This window comes from Streptomyces sp. NPDC032198, assembly GCF_040636975.1.
In the GTDB taxonomy this organism is placed as follows: domain Bacteria; phylum Actinomycetota; class Actinomycetes; order Streptomycetales; family Streptomycetaceae; genus Streptomyces.
Map to the genome: position 1 here is coordinate 455,324 of NZ_JBEZVL010000005.1, position 19,694 is coordinate 475,017.

Here is a 19,694-nt window from a genome sequence, read left to right on the forward strand (position 1 = left end):
ATCAGTGTAGGGGGTCTGTCGACATGAAGTCTCTTGACGTCAAGATACTTCGGGCCGAGGATGGCGCTACGCCCCGCGCATGGAGCCGGTACGAAGGTGAAGTGACGCCGGTACGACGCGTGCGCGAAGGCAGTCCGACGCCGAGGTCCTGGCCCCCGAGGAGGCTCATCCATGCCCGCCGCTCCCCGTAGCCCCGCTCCCAGCAGCAGCCCCGCTCCTGGCGGCAGCTCCGCCCCCACCTGGGACCCCGGCCAGTACCTGCGTCACTCCGGGCACCGGGCCCGCCCCTTCGTGGATCTGCTGGCCCGCGTCCCCGAACTCCCCGCGAGCTCCATCGCCTCCGGCGGCCGTCCGCCGCGCATCGCGGACCTGGGCTGCGGCCCCGGCAACGTCACCCGGCTCCTCGCCGAACGCTGGCCCACGGCCCACATCACGGGCTTCGACAACTCCCCCCAGATGCTGGAGCAGGCGCAACGCCTGGCGGGCCCCACGCCCGGCGGCGGCCGTCTGGACTTCGCCGCCGCGGACGCCGGGGGCTGGGCGCCGCCCGAGGGGACGTACGACCTGATCCTGTCCAACGCGACCCTCCAATGGGTGCCGGGCCACCCCGGTTCCTTCCCCGCCTGGATCGCGGCGCTGGCCCCCGGCGGGACGTTCGCCTTCCAGGTGCCCGGCAACTTCGACGCCCCCAGCCACGTCCTGATGCGGGAGCTCGCCGAGTCCGAGCGGTGGCGGGACCGGCTCGGCGGGCAGCTCCGCCACGCGGACGCGGTGCTCCCGCCGACGGCCTACCTGGAACGCCTGGTCGGGCTCGGCTGCGAGGCGGACGTCTGGGAGACGACGTATCTGCACCTGCTGGAGGGCGAGGACCCGGTCCTGGACTGGGTCAAGGGAACGGGCCTGCGGCCCGTGCTGACGGCTCTGGAGGGGGACGCGGAGGCACGGGAGGCGTTCCTCTCCGAGTACCGGCAGCTGCTGCGGAAGGCCTACCCCGCGGGCGCGGGCGGCACGGTCTTCCCCTTCCGCAGGGTCTTCGGAGTGGCGAGGCGGAAGGGCTGAGCACCGTGCAGAGTTCTTTCCTGACCGGCATCGACCACGTCCAGCTGGCCGCGCCCCCGGGCAGCGAGCCGGAGCTCCGGGCGTTCTACTGCGGGGTGCTCGGCATGACGGAGACCCCCAAGCCGCCCGCGCTCGCCGCGCGGGGCGGATGCTGGTTCGTCGCCGGGGGCGGGGCCGTACAGCTGCACCTCGGCATCGAGACCGGCTTCCGCCCCGCCCGCAAGGCACACCCCGGCCTGCGGGTACGCGACATCACCGGCTACGCCGAGCGGCTCGCCTCCCGGGGCGCGTCCATCACCTGGGACGACACCCTCCCGGGCCACCGCCGCTTCTCCACGCAGGACCCGGCAGGCAACCGCCTCGAATTCCTCCAAGCGGACCAGCCGGATCAGCCGGACCACCCGGATCAGCCGGACCAGCGGTAGCCGTGGCCCGCAGGGTGCCTGCCGCCCGCGCTAGCTCTTGCGGTGGCCTATCAGGCGCGGCTTTGGTTCCAGGCCGTCCAGGCCGTGCCAGGCCAGGTTCACCAGGTGCGCCGCCACCTCCGCCTTCTTCGGCTTGCGGACGTCCAGCCACCACTGGCCCGTCAGCGCGACCATGCCGACCAGCGCCTGGGCGTAGAGAGGAGCCAGCTTCTGGTCGAAGCCCCGGGTCTTGAACTCCTGGCCCAGGATGTCCTCCACCTGCGTCGCGATGTCCGAGATGAGGGAGGCGAAGGTGCCCGTCGACTGCGCCACCGGCGAGTCACGGACCAGGATGCGGAATCCGTCCGTGTACATCTCGATGTAGTCCAGGAGGGCGAAGGCCGCCTGTTCGAGGAGCTCGCGCGGATGCCCCGCCGTCAGCGCACCCGTCACACCGTCGAGCAGCGCCCGCATCTCGCGGTCCACCACCACCGCGTACAGCCCCTCCTTGCCGCCGAAGTGCTCGTACACGACAGGCTTGGAGACGCCGGCCTTCGCCGCGATCTCCTCCACCGACGTGCCCTCGAAGCCCTTGGCGGCGAAAAGGGTGCGGCCGATGTCCAGCAACTGCTCCCGGCGCTCGGCACCCGTCATCCGGGTCCGGCGCGCACGCCGGGGCTGCTTCTCTTTGCTGGAGGGGCTGGTATCGCTGGAGTCGGTCGCCACGTCGTCCATCATGCCGGGCCGACGGTCTTCTGCTTCCGCCGGGCGTCGATACGGGATGCGGAGGGCCAGCGAACGTCCGTCGCCCAGCCCAGCTGCTCGCACCAGCGGATGATCCGCGCCGACGAGTCGACCTGGCCCTTGAGCACACCGTGCCGCGCCGACGTCGGATCGGCGTGGTGGAGGTTGTGCCAGGACTCACCGCAGGACAGCACCGCCAGCCACCACACGTTGCCCGAGCGGTCACGCGACTTGAAGGGACGTTTTCCCACCGCGTGACAGATCGAGTTGATCGACCAGGTGACGTGGTGCAGCAACGCCACCCGCACCATCGACCCCCAGAAGAACGCCGTGAAGGCACCCCACCACGACATCGTCACCAGACCGCCCACCACCGGCGGAATCGCCAGCGACAGGATCGTCCAGAGCAGGAACTGGCGCGAGATGAGACGGATCGCCGGGTCCTTGACCAGGTCGGGCGCGTACTTCTCCTGCGAGGTCTGCTCCTCGTCGAACATCCAGGCGATGTGCGCCCACCACAGGCCCTTCATCAGGGCCGGAAGGGTCTCGCCGAAGCGCCACGGCGAGTGCGGGTCGCCCTCCGCGTCGGAGAACTTGTGATGCTTCCGGTGGTCCGCCACCCAGCGGACCAGCGGGCCCTCCACCGCCATCGACCCCGCCACGGCCAGCGCGATCCGCAGCGGACGCTTCGCCTTGAAGGAGCCATGCGTGAAGTAGCGGTGGAATCCGATCGTGATGCCGTGGCAGCCCAGGTAGTACATGAACACCAGCAGGCCGAGGTCCAGCCAGCTCACCCCCCAGCCCCACGCCAGCGGCACCGCCGCGACCAGGGCGAGGAACGGGACGGTGATGAAGAGCAGCAGCGCGATCTGCTCCAGCGACCGCTTCTTCTCACCGCCCAGCGTCGCGGAAGGGACGTCGGGGGACGAAGCGGCGTCGGTCTGCGATCGCGAAGCGTCTTCGATCACATCGGTGTCGGAATACGCATCGGAAGATGTGGTCATGGGCACGTCCCCTGTGGGGTCGAGGGTTGAGGGTCACGGCGCGGGTGCGGCGGGCGCACGATCACGGGACCCGCGTTATCTACGGTCCCGTAACCTACGGCGACGTAAGTATGGCAGCGCGGAACCCGGCGGCAAGGTGCCGCGAGTCCGTGCCGCGATGTGACACCTATCCTTGGAACCGGTCGGACAGCGCGGTCCGCTCTCTCTCATTCCCCCGGCACGGATTCCTATCCGCCCGGGGACCCCTCCCAGACTTGACGTGCGCCCTCCCGTCTCCCACCACCACCCTTCCAGGGAAGCGCTACGCGCCGCACCTTCTGAATCTGCAAGGAGCCGCACCTGTGAGCAGTGCCGACGACCAGACCACCACAGCCAGCACCGAGCTGCGCGCCGACATCCGCCGCCTCGGCGACCTGCTGGGCGAGACCCTCGTACGTCAGGAGGGCTCCGAGCTCCTCGAACTGGTCGAGAAGGTCCGCAGCCTCACCCGCGAGGACGGCGAGGCCGCCGCGCGCCTGCTCGGTGGCACCGAGCTGGAGACCGCGGCCAAGCTGGTCCGCGCGTTCTCCACGTACTTCCACCTGGCGAACGTCACCGAGCAGGTCCACCGCGGGCGCGAGCTGCGCGCCCGCCGTGCCGCCGAGGGCGGACTCCTGGCCCGCACCGCGGACCGCCTCAAGGACGCCGACCCCGAGCACCTGCGCCAGACCGTGGAGCACCTGAACGTGCGCCCCGTCTTCACCGCGCACCCCACCGAGGCCGCCCGCCGCTCCGTCCTGAACAAGCTGCGCCGCATCGCCGAGCTCCTGGAGACCCCGGTCATCGAGTCGGACCGGCGCCGCCACGACACCCGCCTCGCCGAGAGCATCGACCTGGTGTGGCAGACCGACGAGCTGCGCGTCGTCCGTCCCGAACCCGCGGACGAGGCCCGCAACGCCATCTACTACCTGGACGAGCTGCACGCCGGCGCCGTCGGGGACGTACTGGAAGACCTCACCGCCGAACTGGAGCGCGTCGGCGTCCAGCTCCCCGCGGACACCCGGCCCCTCACCTTCGGCACCTGGATCGGCGGCGACCGCGACGGCAACCCGAACGTGACGCCCGCCGTCACCTGGGACGTCCTGATCCTCCAGCACGAGCACGGCATCAACGACGCCGTCGCCCTCGTCGACGAGCTGCGCGGCTTCCTCTCCAACTCCATCCGCTACACCGGAGCCACCGAGGAACTGAAGGCCTCCCTCCAGCTCGACCTGGAGCGGCTGCCCGAGATCAGCCCCCGCTACAAGCGGCTGAACTCCGAGGAGCCCTACCGCCTCAAGGCCACCTGCATCCGGCAGAAGCTGGAGAACACCAAGGAGCGCCTGGCCCGCGGCACCGCCCACGAGGACGGCCGCGACTACCTCGGCACCAGCGAGCTGATCCACGACCTCACCCTGGTCCAGACGTCGCTGCGCGCGCACAAGGGCGCCCTCTTCGCCGACGGCCGGATGAACCGCACGATCCGTACGCTCGCCGCGTTCGGCCTGCAGCTCGCCACCATGGACGTACGCGAGCACGCCGACGCCCATCACCACGCGCTCGGCCAGCTCTTCGACCGCCTGGGCGAGGAGTCCTGGCGCTACGTGGACATGCCGCGCGAGTACCGGCAGAAGCTGCTCGCCAAGGAGCTGCGCTCCCGCAGGCCGCTCGGCCCGCAGCCGGCGCCGCTGGACGCCGACGGGGAGAAGACCCTCGGCGTCTTCCTCACCGTCAAGAAGGCCCTGCAGGTCTTCGGGCCCGAGGTCATCGAGTCGTACATCATCTCGATGTGCCAGGGCGCCGACGACGTGTTCGCGGCGGCCGTCCTGGCCCGCGAGGCCGGGCTCATCGACCTGCACGCCGGCTGGGCGAAGATCGGCATCGTGCCGCTCCTGGAGACGACGGACGAGCTGCGCGCCGCCGACGTCATCCTCGACGAGATGCTCGCCGACCCGTCGTACCGCCGCCTGGTGGCGCTCCGGGGTGACGTCCAGGAGGTCATGCTCGGCTACTCGGACTCCTCCAAGTTCGGCGGCATCACCACCTCGCAGTGGGAGATCCACCGGGCCCAGCGGAGGCTGCGTGACGTCGCGCACCGCTACGGGGTGCGCCTGCGCCTCTTCCACGGCCGCGGCGGCACCGTCGGCCGTGGCGGCGGCCCCTCGCACGACGCGATCCTCGCGCAGCCGTGGGGCACGCTCGAGGGCGAGATCAAGGTGACCGAGCAGGGCGAGGTCATCTCCGACAAGTACCTGGTGCCGTCGCTGGCCCGCGAGAACCTGGAACTGACCGTCGCGGCCACGCTGCAGGCCTCCGCCCTGCACACGGCGCCGCGCCAGTCCGACGAGGCCCTCGCCCGCTGGGACGCCGCCATGGACGTGGTGAGCGACGCGGCCCACACCGCGTACCGCAACCTCGTCGAGGACCCGCACCTGCCCTCGTACTTCCTCGCGTCGACGCCGGTGGACCAGCTCGCCGAACTCCACCTGGGCTCGCGGCCCTCGCGCCGCCCCGGCTCGGGCGTCTCGCTCGACGGCCTGCGGGCCATCCCGTGGGTCTTCGGCTGGACCCAGTCGCGGCAGATCGTGCCGGGCTGGTTCGGTGTCGGCTCGGGCCTCAAGGCGCTGCGCGAGGCCGGTCTGGACACCGTGCTCGGCGAGATGCAGGAGCACTGGCACTTCTTCCAGAACTTCATCTCGAACGTGGAGATGACCCTGGCCAAGACGGACCTGCGGATCGCCCGTCACTACGTGGACACGCTCGTCCCCGACGAGCTGAAGCACGTCTTCGACGTCATCGAGGCCGAGCACGCGCTGACCGTGCAGGAAGTCCTGCGGGTCACCGGCGGCGAGGAACTGCTCGACTCCCACCCGGAGCTCCAGCAGACCTTCGGCATCCGTGACGCCTACCTCGACCCGATCTCCTACCTCCAGGTCGCGCTGCTCAAGCGGCAGCGGGACGCGGCGGCCGCGGGCGAGGAGCCGGACCCGCTGCTGGGCCGAGCCCTCCTCCTCACGGTCAACGGAGTGGCGGCGGGCCTGCGCAACACCGGCTGATCTTCCCTGGCGGGGGCGCCTCGCTCTGCGGGGTGCCCCCGCCATCGGCCGGCTGCGCTAGAACGCCAGCGTCACGAACGACGCGGTGAGCAGGGCGCCGCCCGTCAAGGCAAGCGCCCACGCCACACGCGGCAGGCGCAGGCCCCCCGCCACCACCACCGAGGCCAGCAGCAGCGCGCCGCCCAGCGGGAGCCATGCGTGGAGCAGGCCGGCGGCGCCCGTGCGGACGACCTCGTCCGTGCCCGGCTTCACCGCCACCGGGATGCTCGCACCCTTCGACTCCGCGATCGAGCGGTCGATCACGACCTCCGCCCGTGGCTGGAAACCGGCGGTCGAGGGCACGTACGTACCGACGCAGTCGTCGGAGGAGCAGCCCGTCACCCGCATCGTGCCCCGCTCACGCTCACCGGTGAGCATCACGTGCTGTGCCGTGCCCCAGGACGCCCAGACCCCCGCGACGAGCAACAGCGCCGCAAGCCCGCCCATCGCCGTCCGGCGTACGAGAAGCAGCGCATTCATGGCCGCGATCCTTGGCCATGGGTATGCGCTCAGTCAACAGTTCTCGGTCAGCAGTTCCGAGCCACCGCTCAAGAGTTGTACGAACTCTGCGCCCGCTCAAGACCCTCGATCACCAGCGCCTCCGCCGCGTCCGCCGCCCGGTCCACGAAGTAGCCCAGCTCCTTGCGCTCCGCCGACGCGAAATCCTTCAGCACGAAGTCCGCCACCTGCATCCGTCCCGGCGGACGACCGATCCCGAACCGCACACGGTGGTAGTCGGCACCCATCGCCTTCGTCATCGACTTCAGACCGTTGTGGCCGTTGTCCCCGCCGCCCAGCTTCAGCCGCAGCGTGCCGTAGTCGATGTCCAGCTCGTCATGGACCGCGACGATGTTCGCCGTCGGCACCTTGTAGAAGTCGCGCAGCGCCGTCACCGGGCCACCCGACACGTTCATGTACGACATCGGCTTCGCCAGCACCACACGGCGGCTCGCCGGCCCCGCGGGACCGATCCGGCCCTCGAGGACCTGCGCCTGCGCACGCCCGCTCCGCTTGAACGAGCCACCGATCCGCTCCGCGAGAAGATCGGCCACCATGAAACCCACGTTGTGCCGGTTCATGGCATACCCGGGGCCTGGATTGCCCAGACCCACGATCAGCCAGGGCGCACCGGGATCCGTCGTCATCTGCATGTCTCCTTCATAGCCCAACCGCCGCCCCGCGCACGAAGCGCGGAGCGGCGGTTGGCAGAGTCGAGCTCAGTCGAGTCCGGTCGAACGCGGGGAGGCTCAGGCCTCGGCGCCCTCGCCCTCGCCCTCGGTCTCCTCGGCGGCCTCCTCGGCCTGCGCGGCCAGAACCTGGAGAACGACGACGTCGTCCTCGACGTTCAGGGTCGTGCCGGAGGGCAGCGGGATGTCCTTGGCGAGGATGGTCGCACCGGCCTCGAGACCGGCGATGGAGACGGTGACCGACTCCGGGATGTGCGTGGCCTCGGCCTCGACGGGCAGCGCGTTCAGCACGTGCTCGAGCAGGTTGCCGCCCGGGGCGAGCTCGCCCTCGGTGTGCACGAAGACGTCGACGGTGACCTTCTCGCCCTGACGGACGAGCAGCAGGTCGACGTGCTTGAGGAAGCCCTTGATGGCGTCACGCTGGACGGCCTTCGGGATCGCCAGGTGCTTCTTGCCGTCGATGTCCAGGGCAAGGAGGACGTTGGACGTACGGAGCGCGAGGTGCAGCTCGTGGCCCGGAAGGGTGATGTGGACGGGGTCACCGCCGTGGCCGTAGACAACGGCCGGAACCTTGGACTCGCGGCGGATACGGCGGGCAGCGCCCTTGCCGAACTCGGTACGGGCCTCTGCGGCGAGCTTGACCTCGGACATGTGCACTCCTCGTAAGTCAGATGTGTCGGATGGGGGCGGTTACCCGGCCATACGACTTACTGGCCTGCTACGAAGAGCGCGTCGATAACGGACCGCCGTACTGCAATGAGTACGGCCTCCCTCGCCGAGCAACTCCGTGAGTCTACCCGGCGGGGAGGCCGCCCCAGAAATCGATCTTTCAGAGAGCCCGTGAGGGCGAGCCGGCGATGGCTACGCCTGCTCGTCGAAGAGGCTCGTCACCGAACCGTCCTCGAAGACCTCACGCACCGCGTTCGCGATGGTCGGCGCGATCGACAGCACCGTGATCTTGTCGAGCTCCAGGTCACCCGGGTCGGGCAGCGTGTCCGTGAACACGAACTCGCTCACCTTGGAGTTCTTCAGACGGTCGGCCGCCGGACCCGAAAGCACACCGTGCGTCGCCGTCACGATGACGTCCTCCGCGCCGTGCGCGAACAGGGCGTCGGCGGCGGCGCAGATCGTGCCACCCGTGTCGATCATGTCGTCCACCAGGACGCAGACGCGGCCCTTCACGTCACCCACGACCTCGTGGACGCTGACCTGATTGGCGACGTCCTTGTCGCGGCGCTTGTGCACGATCGCCAGCGGCGCGCCCAGACGGTCGCACCAGCGGTCGGCGACGCGCACGCGACCCGCGTCGGGGGAGACCACGGTCAGCTTCGAACGGTCGACCTTCGCGCCCACGTAGTCCGCCAGGATCGGCAGCGCGAACAGATGATCCACCGGGCCGTCGAAGAAGCCCTGGATCTGGTCCGTGTGCAGGTCGACCGTCAGGATGCGGTCCGCGCCCGCCGTCTTCATCAGGTCCGCCACCATGCGGGCCGAGATCGGCTCACGGCCGCGGTGCTTCTTGTCCTGGCGCGCGTAGCCGTAGAACGGCACGATCACGGTGATGGAGCGGGCCGACGCACGCTTCAGCGCGTCGATCATGATCAACTGCTCCATGATCCACTTGTTGATCGGAGCCGTGTGGCTCTGGATCAAGAAGCAGTCCGCGCCACGAGCCGACTCCTGATACCGCACATAGATCTCGCCATTGGCGAAATCGAAAGCCTTCGTCGGCACGATGCCGACACCCAGCTTGTGTGCGACCTCCTCGGCCAACTCGGGGTGGGCGCGGCCGGAGAAGAGCATCAACTTCTTCTCGCCGGTCGTCTTGATCCCGGTCACAGCACTAGTCTCCTCAGACGAGTTCTTCCCGCTGCCGCCCTCACGCGCCCCGGAGAATTCACAGTCCCGTTGCGCCGAGTCGGCCGAAATGGTGTGCACGTATCACGGTACGCCGTGTCCGACGCACCTGTTTCCGGTCAGCTTCCGCTTGCCGAATTCCTGGACTCCCCGGACGCCGCCTCGGCCGCCCGAGCAGCCGCACTCCCCGGACGCTTCCGCGCCACCCAACCCTCGATATTCCGCTGCTGTCCACGGGCCACGGCCAGCGAACCCGCCGGCACATCCTTCGTGATGACCGAACCCGCCGCCGTATAAGCGCCGTCCCCAACAGTGACAGGAGCCACAAACATGTTGTCCGAACCCGTCTTGCAGTGAGACCCCACCGTCGTGTGGTGCTTCGCCTCACCGTCGTAATTCACGAACACGCTCGCAGCACCGATGTTGCTGAAATCACCGATCGTCGCGTCACCCACGTACGAAAGATGCGGCACCTTCGTACCCTCACCGATCGTCGCGTTCTTCATCTCCACATACGTACCGGCCTTGGCCTTCACGCCCAGCCGGGTCCCCGGCCGCAGATACGCGTACGGACCGACGCTCGCCTGCTCCCCGACCTCCGAGTCGTACGCGACGGTGTTGTCCACCCGGGCGCCCGCACCGACCCTCGTGTTCGTCAAGCGGGTGTTGGGCCCGACCTCGGCACCCTCACCGAGATGTGTGGAGCCCTGAAGCTGCGTACCCGGATGCACCAGCGCGTCCTGCTCGTACGTCACCGTCGCGTCGATCCACGTCGAGGCGGGGTCCACGACCGTCACACCGGCCAGCATCGCCTCGGTGAGGAGACGGTCGTTCAACGTGCGCCGGGCCTCCGCCAGTTGCACCCGGTTGTTGATCCCCGCGATCTCCTCGTGATCGAGCGCGACAGCGGCGCCCACACGATGCCCCGCTTCCCGCAGGATCCCCAGAACATCGGTCAGGTACTCCTCACCCTGACTGTTGTCCGTCCGCACCTTGCCCAGCGCCTTCGCAAGCAGCTGCCCGTCGAACGCGAACACACCGGAGTTGATCTCACGGATCAGACGCTGTGTCTCCGTCGCGTCCTTGTGCTCCACGATGCCGGTCACCGCACCACTCTCGCCGTCCCGCACGATCCGGCCGTAACCGGTCGCGTCCGGCACCTCGGCGGTCAGCACGGTCACGGCATTGCCGTCACCGGTGTGCGTCGCGGCCAGCTTCTGCAGGGTCGCGCCGGTCAGCAGCGGGGTGTCACCGCAGACGACGATGACCGTGCCGTCCACGGCGCCGCCGAGCTCGTCCAGACCGATACGGACCGCGTGCCCCGTGCCCTTCTGCTCGCTCTGATAGGCGGTGCGCACGTCCGGGGCGATCGTCCCCAGGTGCGCCACGACCTTCTCGCGGGCGAAGCCGACGACGGTGACGAGCCGCTCCGGACTCAGCGCGTACGCGGCTTCGAGCACGTGCCCGATGAGGGACCGCCCACAGATCTCATGCAGGACCTTGGGGGTGGCCGACTTCATACGGGTGCCCTCACCCGCTGCGAGGACGACGACGGCTGCCGGGCTGTTGGCGCTCACGGGGGTGCCCTTCGGCTTCGGATGTGCGGGGAGTGGACATCCGCAGGATACCGGGGCGTTGTGGGGCGGAAATGAGGGCGGGTCCTGACCTTGTGGTCAGGACCCGTTCTGCGCTGCTCCCGGGGAAGGAATCGAACCCTCATTCAAGAGACCAAAACTCTTTGTCCTGCCATTAGACGACCCGGGATGGTCTGCGCGTTATGTCCGATTCGATTGATCGGATCGATGCGCGGACAACACTATGCCGTACCAAGCCCCTTCCATGCGACGGTACAGATCAGCGCTTCGTCGTACGTAGATCATGAGGCACCCGTAGTACCCGTCTCCGGTGTTCTTGCGCGCGGTGCGGGGGTTGTGCTTCTTCAGAGTCGCTCTGCTGAACGCGGCCTGGTCGACGCCGACGATGTCTGCCCAGTACCTCTCCGCGGCCGCCACGTCCGCGGACTCATGGATGCTGACCCGCAAGGTCAGGCGGTCGAGGCCGACGTCGAGCAGCGCCAGCCAGCGCGGGTGGAGCCGGATCACGTTCGGGTCGCTGTTGATGAACTACCGCCCCTCGAAGTCGGCGTACTTGCCCGTGATCTCTGTCATGCGACGACCCTCGTCCGGAATGCGGACGTCCGGCCGGAAGTGGCGAGTGGTTCAACAGTTCGTGTGATTCCTGGCCGTTTCGTTTCGCATCGAACAGCGCGTGCGTTCGATCACTGAGCCGGAAACTCGCCGGAAAAGGAGGGGTTGTCGCCCGTAGGCTGGAAGGTATGACCACGACGGGGGAGAACCACAGCGCGGCCGTGACCGGGCCGTGGTGGTGGGAGCGGCGGCGTAGTGCCGTGCTGGATGTGGGGCTCGCGCTGGCGTCGGCGGCGGAGTGCGGTGCCGAGGGGATCACGTTCGCGAGGGACACGGGGATTCCCACGGGGGTGGGGGTCGCGTTCGGGGTCCTGGCGGGGGCCTCGTTGGTGTTGCGGCGTCGGTGGCCGATCGCGGTGGTGCTGATTTCGATCGCGATCACGCCGGCCCAGATGGGGATCTTCCTGACCGTCGTCGGGCTCTACACGCTTGCCGCTTCGGAGCTGCCGCGGCGGATCATCGGGTCGCTCGCCGGGATGTCCCTGCTGGGGACGCTCATCGTGACGCTCGTGCGGACGCGGCAGGACATGGAGAGCGGGGATCTGGGGTTCGCGGAGGGGTTCATACCGTTCATCGCGATCACGACGTCGATCGGTCTTACCGCGCCGCCGATCCTGCTCGGTCTGTATGTCGGGGCGCGGCGGCGTCTCATGGAGAGTCTGCGGGAGCGTGCCGACAGTCTGAAGGGTGAGTTGCAGCTGCTGGCCGAGCGGGCCGAGGAGCGTGCGGAGTGGGCGCGTAATGAGGAGCGGACCCGGATTGCTCGGGAGATGCACGACGTCGTCGCGCATCGGGTGAGCCTGATGGTCGTGCATGCGGCTGCCTTGCAGGCCGTGGCCCGGAAGGATCCCGAGAAGGCCGTCAAGAACGCCGCTCTGGTCGGTGACATGGGGCGGCAGGCGCTGACGGAGCTGCGCGAGATGCTGGGTGTGCTGCGGACCGGGGAGCCGACGCCGGCGGCCGGTGGCCGGCATGGGTCGGTCTCCGATGTGCTGCCGTTGGCCGCCGTGGGGTTCGCCGCTGCTGCTGCCGCCTCGCGTGCGGTGGATGAGGACGGGCCGTCTCTGGCGGAGCTGGATGAGCTGGTGGGGCAGTCGCGTGCGGCGGGGATGGCCGTGGATCTGTCCGTGGAGGGTGAGTCGCGGGCGTATGCGGCGGACGTCGAGCAGACCGCGTACCGAGTGGTGCAGGAGGCGCTGACGAACGTGCACAAGCACGCGGCGGGTGCCAAAACGTATGTGCGGCTGGCGCATCGGGGCGCGGAGATCGCCATGCAGGTGGAGAACGAGCCACCGCCGGAGGCGGGCCCGGGGGATGCCCGGCTGCCCAGTGGGGGCAACGGCCTGGTGGGCATGAAGGAGCGGGTCACCGCGCTGGGCGGTGTGTTCGTGTCGGGTCCGACGGACGCGGGTGGCTTCCGGGTGTCGGCGGTGCTGCCCGCGGCGGCCGTCGTCGCGGGGCTCAGGGAAGAGGCCTAGGGGCTCGGGCCTCTCGTCCGGATCAGCCCGGATCAGCCCGCATCAGCCCGCATCAGCCCGGATCAGCCCGGATCAGGACGGGCCCGCCTTGAGGCGTTCCGGCTGGGTGCCCGACGCGAGGGTGGCGAGGGCCTCGTCGATGTGGGAGCCGAGGTACCAGTCGCCGCTGTGGTCGAGGCTGTAGACGCGGCCTTCCGCGTCGATCGCCAGGAGGGCCTGGGTCTCCGTCTCCTCTCCTATGGGGCAGACCTCGGTGTCGAGGGCGCGGCCCAGGTCGCCGAGGGTGCGGGCCAGGTGGAGGCCGTAGAGGGGGTCCAGGTGCACTGCGGCGGGCGCTATGTGGCGGCCGGGGCCCTGCGGGGTGATGTGCAGTCCGCCGAACTCGGCCCAGGCCTCGACGGCGGCGGGGAAGACGGCGTGCTGGTGTCCCGCGGGTGAGGTGTGGCGGCGCAGGACGTCGGCCCAGATCTCGGCCTGCTTTATGTCCCAGCGTCCGGGGGTCCAGCCGGCGGCGCGCAGGGCGGCGTCGACGGGGACGGGGAAGCGGGGGGCGGCGACGGTCTGGTGGGCGTGCGCGGAGTTCTCGGTGTGCTGTTCGGTGTGCATGGGCGGCCCTCGTTGCGGTTCGGGGTCAGCGGCTCGGTGATGGGGATCAGGATTCGGGGGTCTCGGGTTCCACGATCCGTACGCCGAAGTGTGCTGTGAGGGCGGTGCAGGAGCGGCAGGGGCGGGCGAAGCCGCCGTGCAGGGGGTCGCCGTCCTCGCGGATGCGGCGGGTGGTGAGTTTGGCGTGTTTGAGTGCCTTGCGGGCTTCGCCGTTCGTCATCGGTTTGCGTGCCGCGCGTTTGGACCGGCTTTTGTCGGCCGCCGTGAGGTGGCGCGAGATGAGGATGGCCTCGGCGCACCGGCCGGTGAAGCGTTCGCGCTGGCCGCTTGTGAGGGTGTCGAGGAAGTCCTGTACGAGTGGATGCAGGGCGGGTGGTTCCTCGCCGCGGCCCGCGGTGCAGGTGAGGGTCGCTCCGCGGACGGAGAGTGCGGCGGCGACGGTGGGAAGTATGCCGTCGCGGCGTTGGCGCAGCAGGGGTGCGTGTGCGGACGTGCTGCTCCAGCCGACGCGTGGATCTCCCGCGCCGGCGGGGCTCTCGGTGGTCGCCGATGATGCCGTGGTGGCCGCCGTGTGGCCGGTCGTACCGGTCTGTGCCGTGTGCATGGTGGTGCTTCCCTCCCCGCAACTCGCGGTTGTGACCGCGTGTGCCACGCCCCCGCGTTGCGGTGACAGCCTGCCAAATGGGGCGGGTGGTGCGGAAGCTGGGGCACCGCGACACGCCTGGCTTTCGTCGCACGGTGACGGTCCGGTGGCTGCTGGTCATGGAACCGGAGGGCCGGTGACCGGTGTCGTCCTTGCGCATAGGCTGTCGACATCCGCAGACCGCGGAACGCGGGACGAAGCGTGCGGAAGCGCAGAATCCACGCACAGCGATCCGCTGAATCATTCACAGTGCCGCAGGGGGCAACCGCCATGACGACAGGTCGGCTGGGGCAGCAGGCCGCACCGCCGAACGCGGCCTATGCCGGGCAGGTCGTGCACTTCCCGGATCCGGTCCGGGCCACGCGCCATCCCAGAGGTGTGCGTGTGGACGAGCACGGCTATCCGGACTTCTCGGTCTACGCGCGTGCGGCCGCCGAGATCGCCGAGCCCCCGGAGGGCTTCGGCGTCGACGAGCTGCGCCTGACGGACTACGTCTCCGCGAACGCGGCGATGGCCGCGGCGGATCATGAGTTGTGGGACACGATTCCGCCGGTGGCGACCCCGCACGGCTGGACCTGGCACCACGTGCCGGGCGGCCGGCGTCTCGAACTGGTCCCGGTGGAGGTGAAGGCGCTCCTGCGGCATCACGGCGGGCTCGCCACGACGCCGGTGGACCAGGACAAGAGGGGTACGCGCCCGCTGCAGGAGACCCGTCCCGCGCATCTGGCGCTGCCGAAGTCGGCGGTCGCGGTGACCGAGCAGGAGGTGCTCGGTGCCGAGGAGGACCTGGGGTACCGGCTGCCCGGTGCCTACCGTTCCTTCCTGAAGGCGGCGGGCGGCTGCGCGCCGGTCGGTGCGGCGCTCGACGCGGAGCTCGGCCTCCTGATCGACCAGCCGTTCTTCACGGTGCGGGACGAGGCCGCGGTCAATGACCTGGTGTACGTGAACAAATGCCTGCGCGACCATCTGACCAAGGACTATCTGGCGGTCGGTTTCGTGCAGGGCGGTCTGCTGGCCGTGAAGGTCAAGGGTGACCAGATCGGTTCGGTGTGGTTCTGCGCGTACGACGACGCACGGGACGTCTCGGAGGCGGCTTCCTGGCCGCCTGCCGAGCGGGTGCAGCGGCTGTTGCTGCCGTGCGGTGACGACTTCGACGCGTTCTTGTCCCGGCTGGCGGGTAATCCGCCGGAGTTGGAGACCGTGGCGAACCTGATGGTGGACGGCGGCTTCGCGCGCGCCGTCCCGGTGGGGGAGTGACTTGTCGATGGTGACCTTCGCGCAGGCGCAGGAGCGCGCCGAGGAGTGGATCAACGGCGATGTGCCCGGATACCAGCATCGTGAGGTGCGGGTGCGGGAGTTCGAGCTCGGTTTCGTCGTGTGGGCGGAGGACCGTGAGAACGGTCCGGTGTCCGACGGCGGCAGCCAGCGGCTCGTCATCGCGCGGGACAGCGGCGACGCCACGCTCTGGCCGGGTCTGCCGGTCGGCGAGGTGATCCGCCGGTACGAGGAGGAGTACGGCGCGCCTGATGTGGCGCCGGAGGATGCGGCTCCTGCCCCGCCGGAGCGGGTCGACCTCAATCAGACGTCGTTCCTGTTGAGCCCGCCGGAGTGGCTCCAGGAGGCGGCGGACAAGCTGGGCATTCCGGACCGCAGGGGGGAGTCTGCTTCTGCGGGCGGCGCGGCCGGCGGTGCGGCTTCTGTGGGCGGCGTGTCTTCTGCGTCCGCGTCTGCCGCGGCTGGTGTGTCTTCTCCGGCCGATGCGTCCAACGGGGGTTCCGGGTACGGGAGTCCGGCGCCCGCCCCCGCTTCGGCTGCTCCCGAAGCGCCCGGTGGCGGTACGCCGTGGCCCGCTGCCGCGGAGTCGGATGCGCCTGCCGGTGCCACTCCGTGGGCCGGTACGGACACCAACGCGGATTCCGGCGACGACCGTTCGGTGCCCGCGCCCGCGACGGTGTTCGCGCCGCCGCTGGTGGGCGGTGACGATGACGACACCCCGCCGCCCGGTGTGGCGCCGGAGGCCAAGACCGCGCTGATGCATGGCGGCAGCGGCCTTCCGTCGACGACGGTGGCGCCCGCGCTGGGCGGCCCGAAGATGCCGCCGCCTTCGAGTGCCGGTGGTGCCGGTGGTGCCGGTGGTGCCGGTGGTGCCGGTGCTCCCGACGCGTCCGCGTACGGCTACCCGCAGGGGCCTGGTGCGTCCGGTGCGCCTGGTGCACAGCCTCCGGCTGCTCCGGGGCCGAATCTGCCGCCGCCGCCCGCCGGTGCCGCGGTGAACATGCCGCCGCCTCCGGGTGTGAGCGCCCCGGACCCGACCGCGTACGGCTACCCGCAGGGCGGCCCCGCCCCGGCCGCCGTCCCGCACTCCGTGCCTCCCGGCGCGGGGGACATCGCCGATGCCGCGACCAGCAAGGCGGCGCCGCCGCGTGGTGCCCGTGGCGGCGGTGCGAGTACGCCTCCGCCGCCCAGCGCCCCGGGGACTCCCGGCGTGCCGCAGGGCAGTACGCCGCCGCCGTCCGGCCCCGGTGCTCCGGGCACCCCGGCGGGCGGTTACGTCCCGACGCAGCTCGTCTCCGCGCTCGGCCCCGAGGGACCTCAGCCTCCGGCGGCTCCGGACGCGCCGCAGCCTCCGGGCGCTCCCGGGACTCCGGGTGCGCCTCCCGGTGGTGTGCACCATGCGGCGACGATGCTGGCGGACCCGAGCATGGGCGGTACCGGCGGGATCAAGCCGCCGGGTGCCCCTGGTGCTCCTGGTGCTCCGCAGCCTCCTGGTCCGCCCGGTGTTCCGGGTGCGCCTGGCGCCCCGCAGCCTCCCGGCCCGCCCGGTACTCCGGGTACGACGCCTCCCGGTGGTGTGCACCATGCGGCGACGATGCTGGCGGACCCGAGCATGGGCGGCACTGGCGGGATCAAGCCGCCGGGTGCTCCGCAGCCTCCTGGTCCGCCCGGTGCTCCGGGCGCTCCCGGCGCCCCGCAGCCCCCGCAGGCTCCCGGCACCCCCGGCGCTCCCGGCGGTGGCGTCCATCATGCGGCGACCATGCTGGCCGGACCCGCGGTCATGGGCCCCGGCACTCCCGGCGGCCCCGGCGCACCGATGCCGCCGCAGGGCCCTGGTGGCCCCGGCGTTCCCGGTATGCCGCCGCCCCCGGCGCCGGGTCAGCCCGGCCCCGGTCAGCCGTACGGCTACCCGCAGCCGCCCACCGGTCAGCCGACCGTCGGCCCCGGCTACCAGGCCGTGCTCCGCTACCGCGCGCAGGACGGCTCCGAGCAGCAGCTCATCCGCCGCTCGGCGCCCGGTACGCCGCACCCGGAGTGGCAGATCCTGCACGAGCTGCGCGGCATGAACGTGCCGCCGCAGCAGGTGCTCGAACTCCACACGGAGCTGGAGTCCTGCGAGCTGCCGGGCGCGTACTGCGCCCGCATGATCCGTGAGACCTGGCCGCAGGCGCGGATCACGAGCATCGCCCCGTACGGCAGGGACCACGGGTCCCGGCAGGGGGGCATGCAGCAGCTCATCGCGCACCAGGCCGAGTTGCACCAGGTCGCGGACGGTCCCGCGCGGCCCGCGCCGGTGCGTGCGCCGCTGCCGCAGGTGCAGCCCGCGCCGCCGATCCCGCCGGAGGGTGTGGCGCAGGAGCTGGTGGGCGCGTTCGGGCCCGGCGTCTTCCGCTTCGACCAGCGGGCGGTCTCCCGGCAGGGTGTGCCCGATCTCGTGGCGCACACGCTCGTCGTGGCGGGTCTGCCGGTCGACTTCGGCCCGTTCTTCTGGGCGCAGGCCCAGCCGGGCCGTCCGGTGCCGACCCTCGCCGAGACGGCGCAGGAGCGTGGGGTGCAGCCGGCGTCGGACGCCGGTTCGTACCTCGTCATGGGCAGCGACTTCGGCCGGGCGATCTGCGTCCAGTACGGCACGGCGAACATCGTGGCCGTGCCGGTGGAGGCCGGTCCCGGTGGCGCCCCGGTGCCGCCGCAGTTCGTGAACACGGGCCTGCCCGAGTTCGCGCGCTGCCTGGCGCTGCTCGGCCGCATGTGGCGGCTGCGGTATGGACTCAACCAGGAGCAGGCGGGCCGCTGGACCGTGGACTTCCAGGGGCAGCTGGCGGCACTTGACCCGGCGGCGTTGGCTTCGCCGGAGAGCTGGTGGTCTGTGCTGCTTGAACAGATGTGGGACGGGCTGTTGTAGTCCCCCCTGTAGTGGTGGACGAGGCGCTTGACCCGTTGCGGGGGTCGGGCGCCTCGTCTGTTTCGGGCCGCCGCGAAGCGGCGGTTCAGGGGTGAGGGCCACGGTGGGGCGGTCCGATTCCGACTTCTGGCGGCAAATGGCGCATCCTTGAACAGATGAGATGCGCGGAGTGTCGCGTTATGAGCGCTTCCGCTTGATCCATCAAGATGTGCGCCAATCGCGTAATGCGCGCGTGGTGCGTCGGAGGAGGGATTCAAGGATGAGCAGCGGTGCAACGGCGTCGGAGCATGGCTTCGTCGCCGTGCGCGGACGTGGCTACCGTCCCGAGCAGGTGGACGCGTACGCCCTCGATCTGTCCCGGGACCGCGACGGCGCGTGGGAACGCGCCGCCCGGCTCACCGTCCTCGCCAAGGAGATGGAGGCGGAGGCGGAACGGCTGCGGGACGTCGTCTCGCGGCTCGCTCCTCAGACGTACGAGACGCTGGGCGAGCGCGCGCGGAACATCCTCGCCCTGAGCGAGGCGGAGGCGGCGGCCGTGGCGGCGTCGGCCGAGGCCGACGTGCAGCGCATGACGGAGGCGGCGGAGACGGAGGCGCGGGAGGTCCGCGAGGCCGCTCGTGCGTACGCCGACGAGATCCTCGGCGAGGCCGAGGAGCGGGCCCGGCAGCGGCTGCTCGCCTGCCGCGCGACCGCGGACGAGTCGCGGATCGAGGCCCGCCGTGATGTGAAGGAGTGGCGGGGCGAGGCCCTTGCCGCCCTGCGGGAGATGCGGGAGCGCAGTGCCGCTCTCCTGGAGGAGCAGGAGAAGGAGCACGCCGAGCGCTGGGAGGCCGCCGAGCGGGAGATCGCCGCGCGGGAGGCCGCGGAGGAAGAGCGGGAGGCCGCGCTGGTCGCCGCCGCCGAGGCCCGCCTGTCCGAGGCCAAGCGGGCCTTCGCGGAGGCGGAGGAGTCCGCCCGGCACGGGCAGGAGGACGCGGAGGCGCGGGGCGCGGAGCTGGTCGCTGCCGCGGGGGTGCGGGAGGAGGGGATCTCCCGGGAGACGGAGCGGATGCTGCGGGAGCACGGGGAGGAGTGGGACGAGGTGCGGGCTCACATGGAGCATGTGCGCAGCAGCCTTGCGGCGCTTACGGGGCGGGCCGCCGCTGAGGGTGCGCCCTAGCCCACCCCACCCCACCCCCACCCCCTCACCCCCCGGGGGCCCTCGCTCCCACCTCT

Annotated in this window: 16 protein-coding genes, 1 tRNA gene and 1 pseudogene; 7 read left to right on the forward strand and 11 right to left on the reverse strand. The window is 70.7% G+C overall.

The window, feature by feature from the left end; genetic code table 11:
• The first annotated feature begins 171 nt into the window (after positions 1 to 171).
• Positions 172 to 1,059 (forward strand): trans-aconitate 2-methyltransferase, encoded by an 888-nt coding sequence (locus tag AB0E78_RS16070; protein WP_361832532.1) that lies wholly within the window; start codon positions 172 to 174, stop codon positions 1,057 to 1,059.
• A gap of 5 nt (positions 1,060 to 1,064) precedes the next feature.
• Positions 1,065 to 1,484 carry a VOC family protein gene (locus AB0E78_RS16075; protein ID WP_361832534.1) on the forward strand — a complete coding sequence of 140 codons (420 nt, stop codon included), beginning with the start codon at positions 1,065 to 1,067 and terminating at the stop codon, positions 1,482 to 1,484.
• 30 nt (positions 1,485 to 1,514) lie between these two features.
• Here the strand turns inward: AB0E78_RS16075 and AB0E78_RS16080 are convergent, their stop codons facing one another.
• Positions 1,515 to 2,201, reverse strand: a complete 687-nt coding sequence (locus tag AB0E78_RS16080; RefSeq protein WP_361832535.1) for a TetR/AcrR family transcriptional regulator — start codon at positions 2,199 to 2,201, stop codon at positions 1,515 to 1,517.
• Positions 2,198 to 3,211 carry a fatty acid desaturase gene (locus AB0E78_RS16085; RefSeq protein ID WP_361832537.1) on the reverse strand — a complete coding sequence of 338 codons (1,014 nt, stop codon included), beginning with the start codon at positions 3,209 to 3,211 and terminating at the stop codon, positions 2,198 to 2,200. Before AB0E78_RS16085 ends, AB0E78_RS16080 begins: the two co-directional genes overlap by 4 nt.
• A 341-nt stretch (positions 3,212 to 3,552) precedes the next feature.
• On the opposite strand from AB0E78_RS16085, the gene ppc reads away from it, so the two are divergent.
• Positions 3,553 to 6,285: a phosphoenolpyruvate carboxylase gene (gene ppc, locus AB0E78_RS16090; protein WP_361832539.1), complete on the forward strand. Its 2,733-nt coding sequence runs from the start codon at positions 3,553 to 3,555 to the stop codon at positions 6,283 to 6,285.
• Positions 6,286 to 6,342: 57 nt separating this feature from the next.
• Here the strand turns inward: ppc and AB0E78_RS16095 are convergent, their stop codons facing one another.
• From AB0E78_RS16095 to AB0E78_RS16125, 7 genes and pseudogenes are all read right to left on the reverse strand, one after another.
• The gene (locus tag AB0E78_RS16095) at positions 6,343 to 6,804 is read right to left on the reverse strand and encodes a hypothetical protein (protein ID WP_361832541.1); all 462 of its coding nucleotides are present in this window, start codon (positions 6,802 to 6,804) and stop codon (positions 6,343 to 6,345) included.
• 68 nt (positions 6,805 to 6,872) lie between these two features.
• Positions 6,873 to 7,475, reverse strand: coding sequence for an aminoacyl-tRNA hydrolase (gene pth, locus AB0E78_RS16100; RefSeq protein WP_361832543.1), 603 nt, complete (start codon positions 7,473 to 7,475; stop codon positions 6,873 to 6,875).
• A gap of 96 nt (positions 7,476 to 7,571) precedes the next feature.
• Positions 7,572 to 8,162: a 50S ribosomal protein L25/general stress protein Ctc gene (locus AB0E78_RS16105; RefSeq protein ID WP_361832545.1), complete on the reverse strand. Its 591-nt coding sequence runs from the start codon at positions 8,160 to 8,162 to the stop codon at positions 7,572 to 7,574.
• 210 nt (positions 8,163 to 8,372) lie between these two features.
• Positions 8,373 to 9,350 (reverse strand): ribose-phosphate diphosphokinase, encoded by a 978-nt coding sequence (locus tag AB0E78_RS16110; RefSeq protein WP_361832546.1) that lies wholly within the window; start codon positions 9,348 to 9,350, stop codon positions 8,373 to 8,375.
• A gap of 137 nt (positions 9,351 to 9,487) precedes the next feature.
• Positions 9,488 to 10,945 (reverse strand): bifunctional UDP-N-acetylglucosamine diphosphorylase/glucosamine-1-phosphate N-acetyltransferase GlmU, encoded by a 1,458-nt coding sequence (gene glmU, locus AB0E78_RS16115; RefSeq protein WP_361832548.1) that lies wholly within the window; start codon positions 10,943 to 10,945, stop codon positions 9,488 to 9,490.
• Between the two features lie 116 nt (positions 10,946 to 11,061).
• Positions 11,062 to 11,132, reverse strand: a tRNA-Gln gene (locus AB0E78_RS16120).
• Between the two features lie 11 nt (positions 11,133 to 11,143).
• Positions 11,144 to 11,491, reverse strand: a pseudogene (locus tag AB0E78_RS16125) (hypothetical protein); the annotation flags it as partial.
• 212 nt (positions 11,492 to 11,703) lie between these two features.
• Between AB0E78_RS16125 and AB0E78_RS16130 the strand changes: the two are divergent.
• Positions 11,704 to 13,053, forward strand: coding sequence for a histidine kinase (locus AB0E78_RS16130; RefSeq protein ID WP_361832550.1), 1,350 nt, complete (start codon positions 11,704 to 11,706; stop codon positions 13,051 to 13,053).
• A gap of 72 nt (positions 13,054 to 13,125) precedes the next feature.
• Here AB0E78_RS16130 and AB0E78_RS16135 read toward each other — a convergent pair whose 3' ends face one another.
• Both AB0E78_RS16135 and AB0E78_RS16140 read right to left on the reverse strand, forming a co-directional pair.
• Positions 13,126 to 13,659 (reverse strand): SUKH-3 domain-containing protein, encoded by a 534-nt coding sequence (locus AB0E78_RS16135; protein ID WP_361832552.1) that lies wholly within the window; start codon positions 13,657 to 13,659, stop codon positions 13,126 to 13,128.
• Between the two features lie 46 nt (positions 13,660 to 13,705).
• Entirely contained in the window at positions 13,706 to 14,263 is a 558-nt protein-coding gene (locus AB0E78_RS16140; protein WP_361832553.1) for a YwqJ-related putative deaminase, read from the reverse strand.
• Between the two features lie 309 nt (positions 14,264 to 14,572).
• On the opposite strand from AB0E78_RS16140, the gene AB0E78_RS16145 reads away from it, so the two are divergent.
• The 3 genes from AB0E78_RS16145 to AB0E78_RS16155 all read left to right on the forward strand — a co-directional run bounded on the left by AB0E78_RS16145 (position 14,573) and on the right by AB0E78_RS16155 (position 19,638).
• The gene (locus tag AB0E78_RS16145; RefSeq protein ID WP_361832555.1) at positions 14,573 to 15,559 is read left to right on the forward strand and encodes an SMI1/KNR4 family protein; all 987 of its coding nucleotides are present in this window, start codon (positions 14,573 to 14,575) and stop codon (positions 15,557 to 15,559) included.
• Between the two features lie 7 nt (positions 15,560 to 15,566).
• A complete protein-coding gene (locus AB0E78_RS16150; RefSeq protein WP_361832557.1) occupies positions 15,567 to 18,479 on the forward strand; it encodes an SUKH-4 family immunity protein in 2,913 nt (970 codons plus the stop codon).
• 259 nt (positions 18,480 to 18,738) lie between these two features.
• Positions 18,739 to 19,638 (forward strand): cellulose-binding protein, encoded by a 900-nt coding sequence (locus tag AB0E78_RS16155; RefSeq protein WP_361832559.1) that lies wholly within the window; start codon positions 18,739 to 18,741, stop codon positions 19,636 to 19,638.
• Positions 19,639 to 19,694 lie beyond the last annotated feature (56 nt).

Bases quoted from the DNA above. Each gene is read 5' to 3' on its own strand.
- AB0E78_RS16070 (WP_361832532.1), top strand. From the start codon at position 172: ATGCCCGCCGCTCCCCGTAGCCCCGCTCCCAGCAGCAGCCCCGCTCCT.
- AB0E78_RS16080 (WP_361832535.1), bottom strand. From the start codon at position 2,201: ATGATGGACGACGTGGCGACCGACTCCAGCGATACCAGCCCCTCCAGC.
- AB0E78_RS16085 (WP_361832537.1), bottom strand. From the start codon at position 3,211: ATGACCACATCTTCCGATGCGTATTCCGACACCGATGTGATCGAAGAC.
- AB0E78_RS16095 (WP_361832541.1), bottom strand. From the start codon at position 6,804: ATGAATGCGCTGCTTCTCGTACGCCGGACGGCGATGGGCGGGCTTGCG.
- pth (WP_361832543.1), bottom strand. From the start codon at position 7,475: ATGCAGATGACGACGGATCCCGGTGCGCCCTGGCTGATCGTGGGTCTG.
- AB0E78_RS16105 (WP_361832545.1), bottom strand. From the start codon at position 8,162: ATGTCCGAGGTCAAGCTCGCCGCAGAGGCCCGTACCGAGTTCGGCAAG.
- AB0E78_RS16130 (WP_361832550.1), top strand. From the start codon at position 11,704: ATGACCACGACGGGGGAGAACCACAGCGCGGCCGTGACCGGGCCGTGG.
- AB0E78_RS16135 (WP_361832552.1), bottom strand. From the start codon at position 13,659: ATGCACACCGAACAGCACACCGAGAACTCCGCGCACGCCCACCAGACC.
- AB0E78_RS16140 (WP_361832553.1), bottom strand. From the start codon at position 14,263: ATGCACACGGCACAGACCGGTACGACCGGCCACACGGCGGCCACCACG.
- AB0E78_RS16145 (WP_361832555.1), top strand. From the start codon at position 14,573: ATGACGACAGGTCGGCTGGGGCAGCAGGCCGCACCGCCGAACGCGGCC.
- AB0E78_RS16150 (WP_361832557.1), top strand. From the start codon at position 15,567: ATGGTGACCTTCGCGCAGGCGCAGGAGCGCGCCGAGGAGTGGATCAAC.
- AB0E78_RS16155 (WP_361832559.1), top strand. From the start codon at position 18,739: ATGAGCAGCGGTGCAACGGCGTCGGAGCATGGCTTCGTCGCCGTGCGC.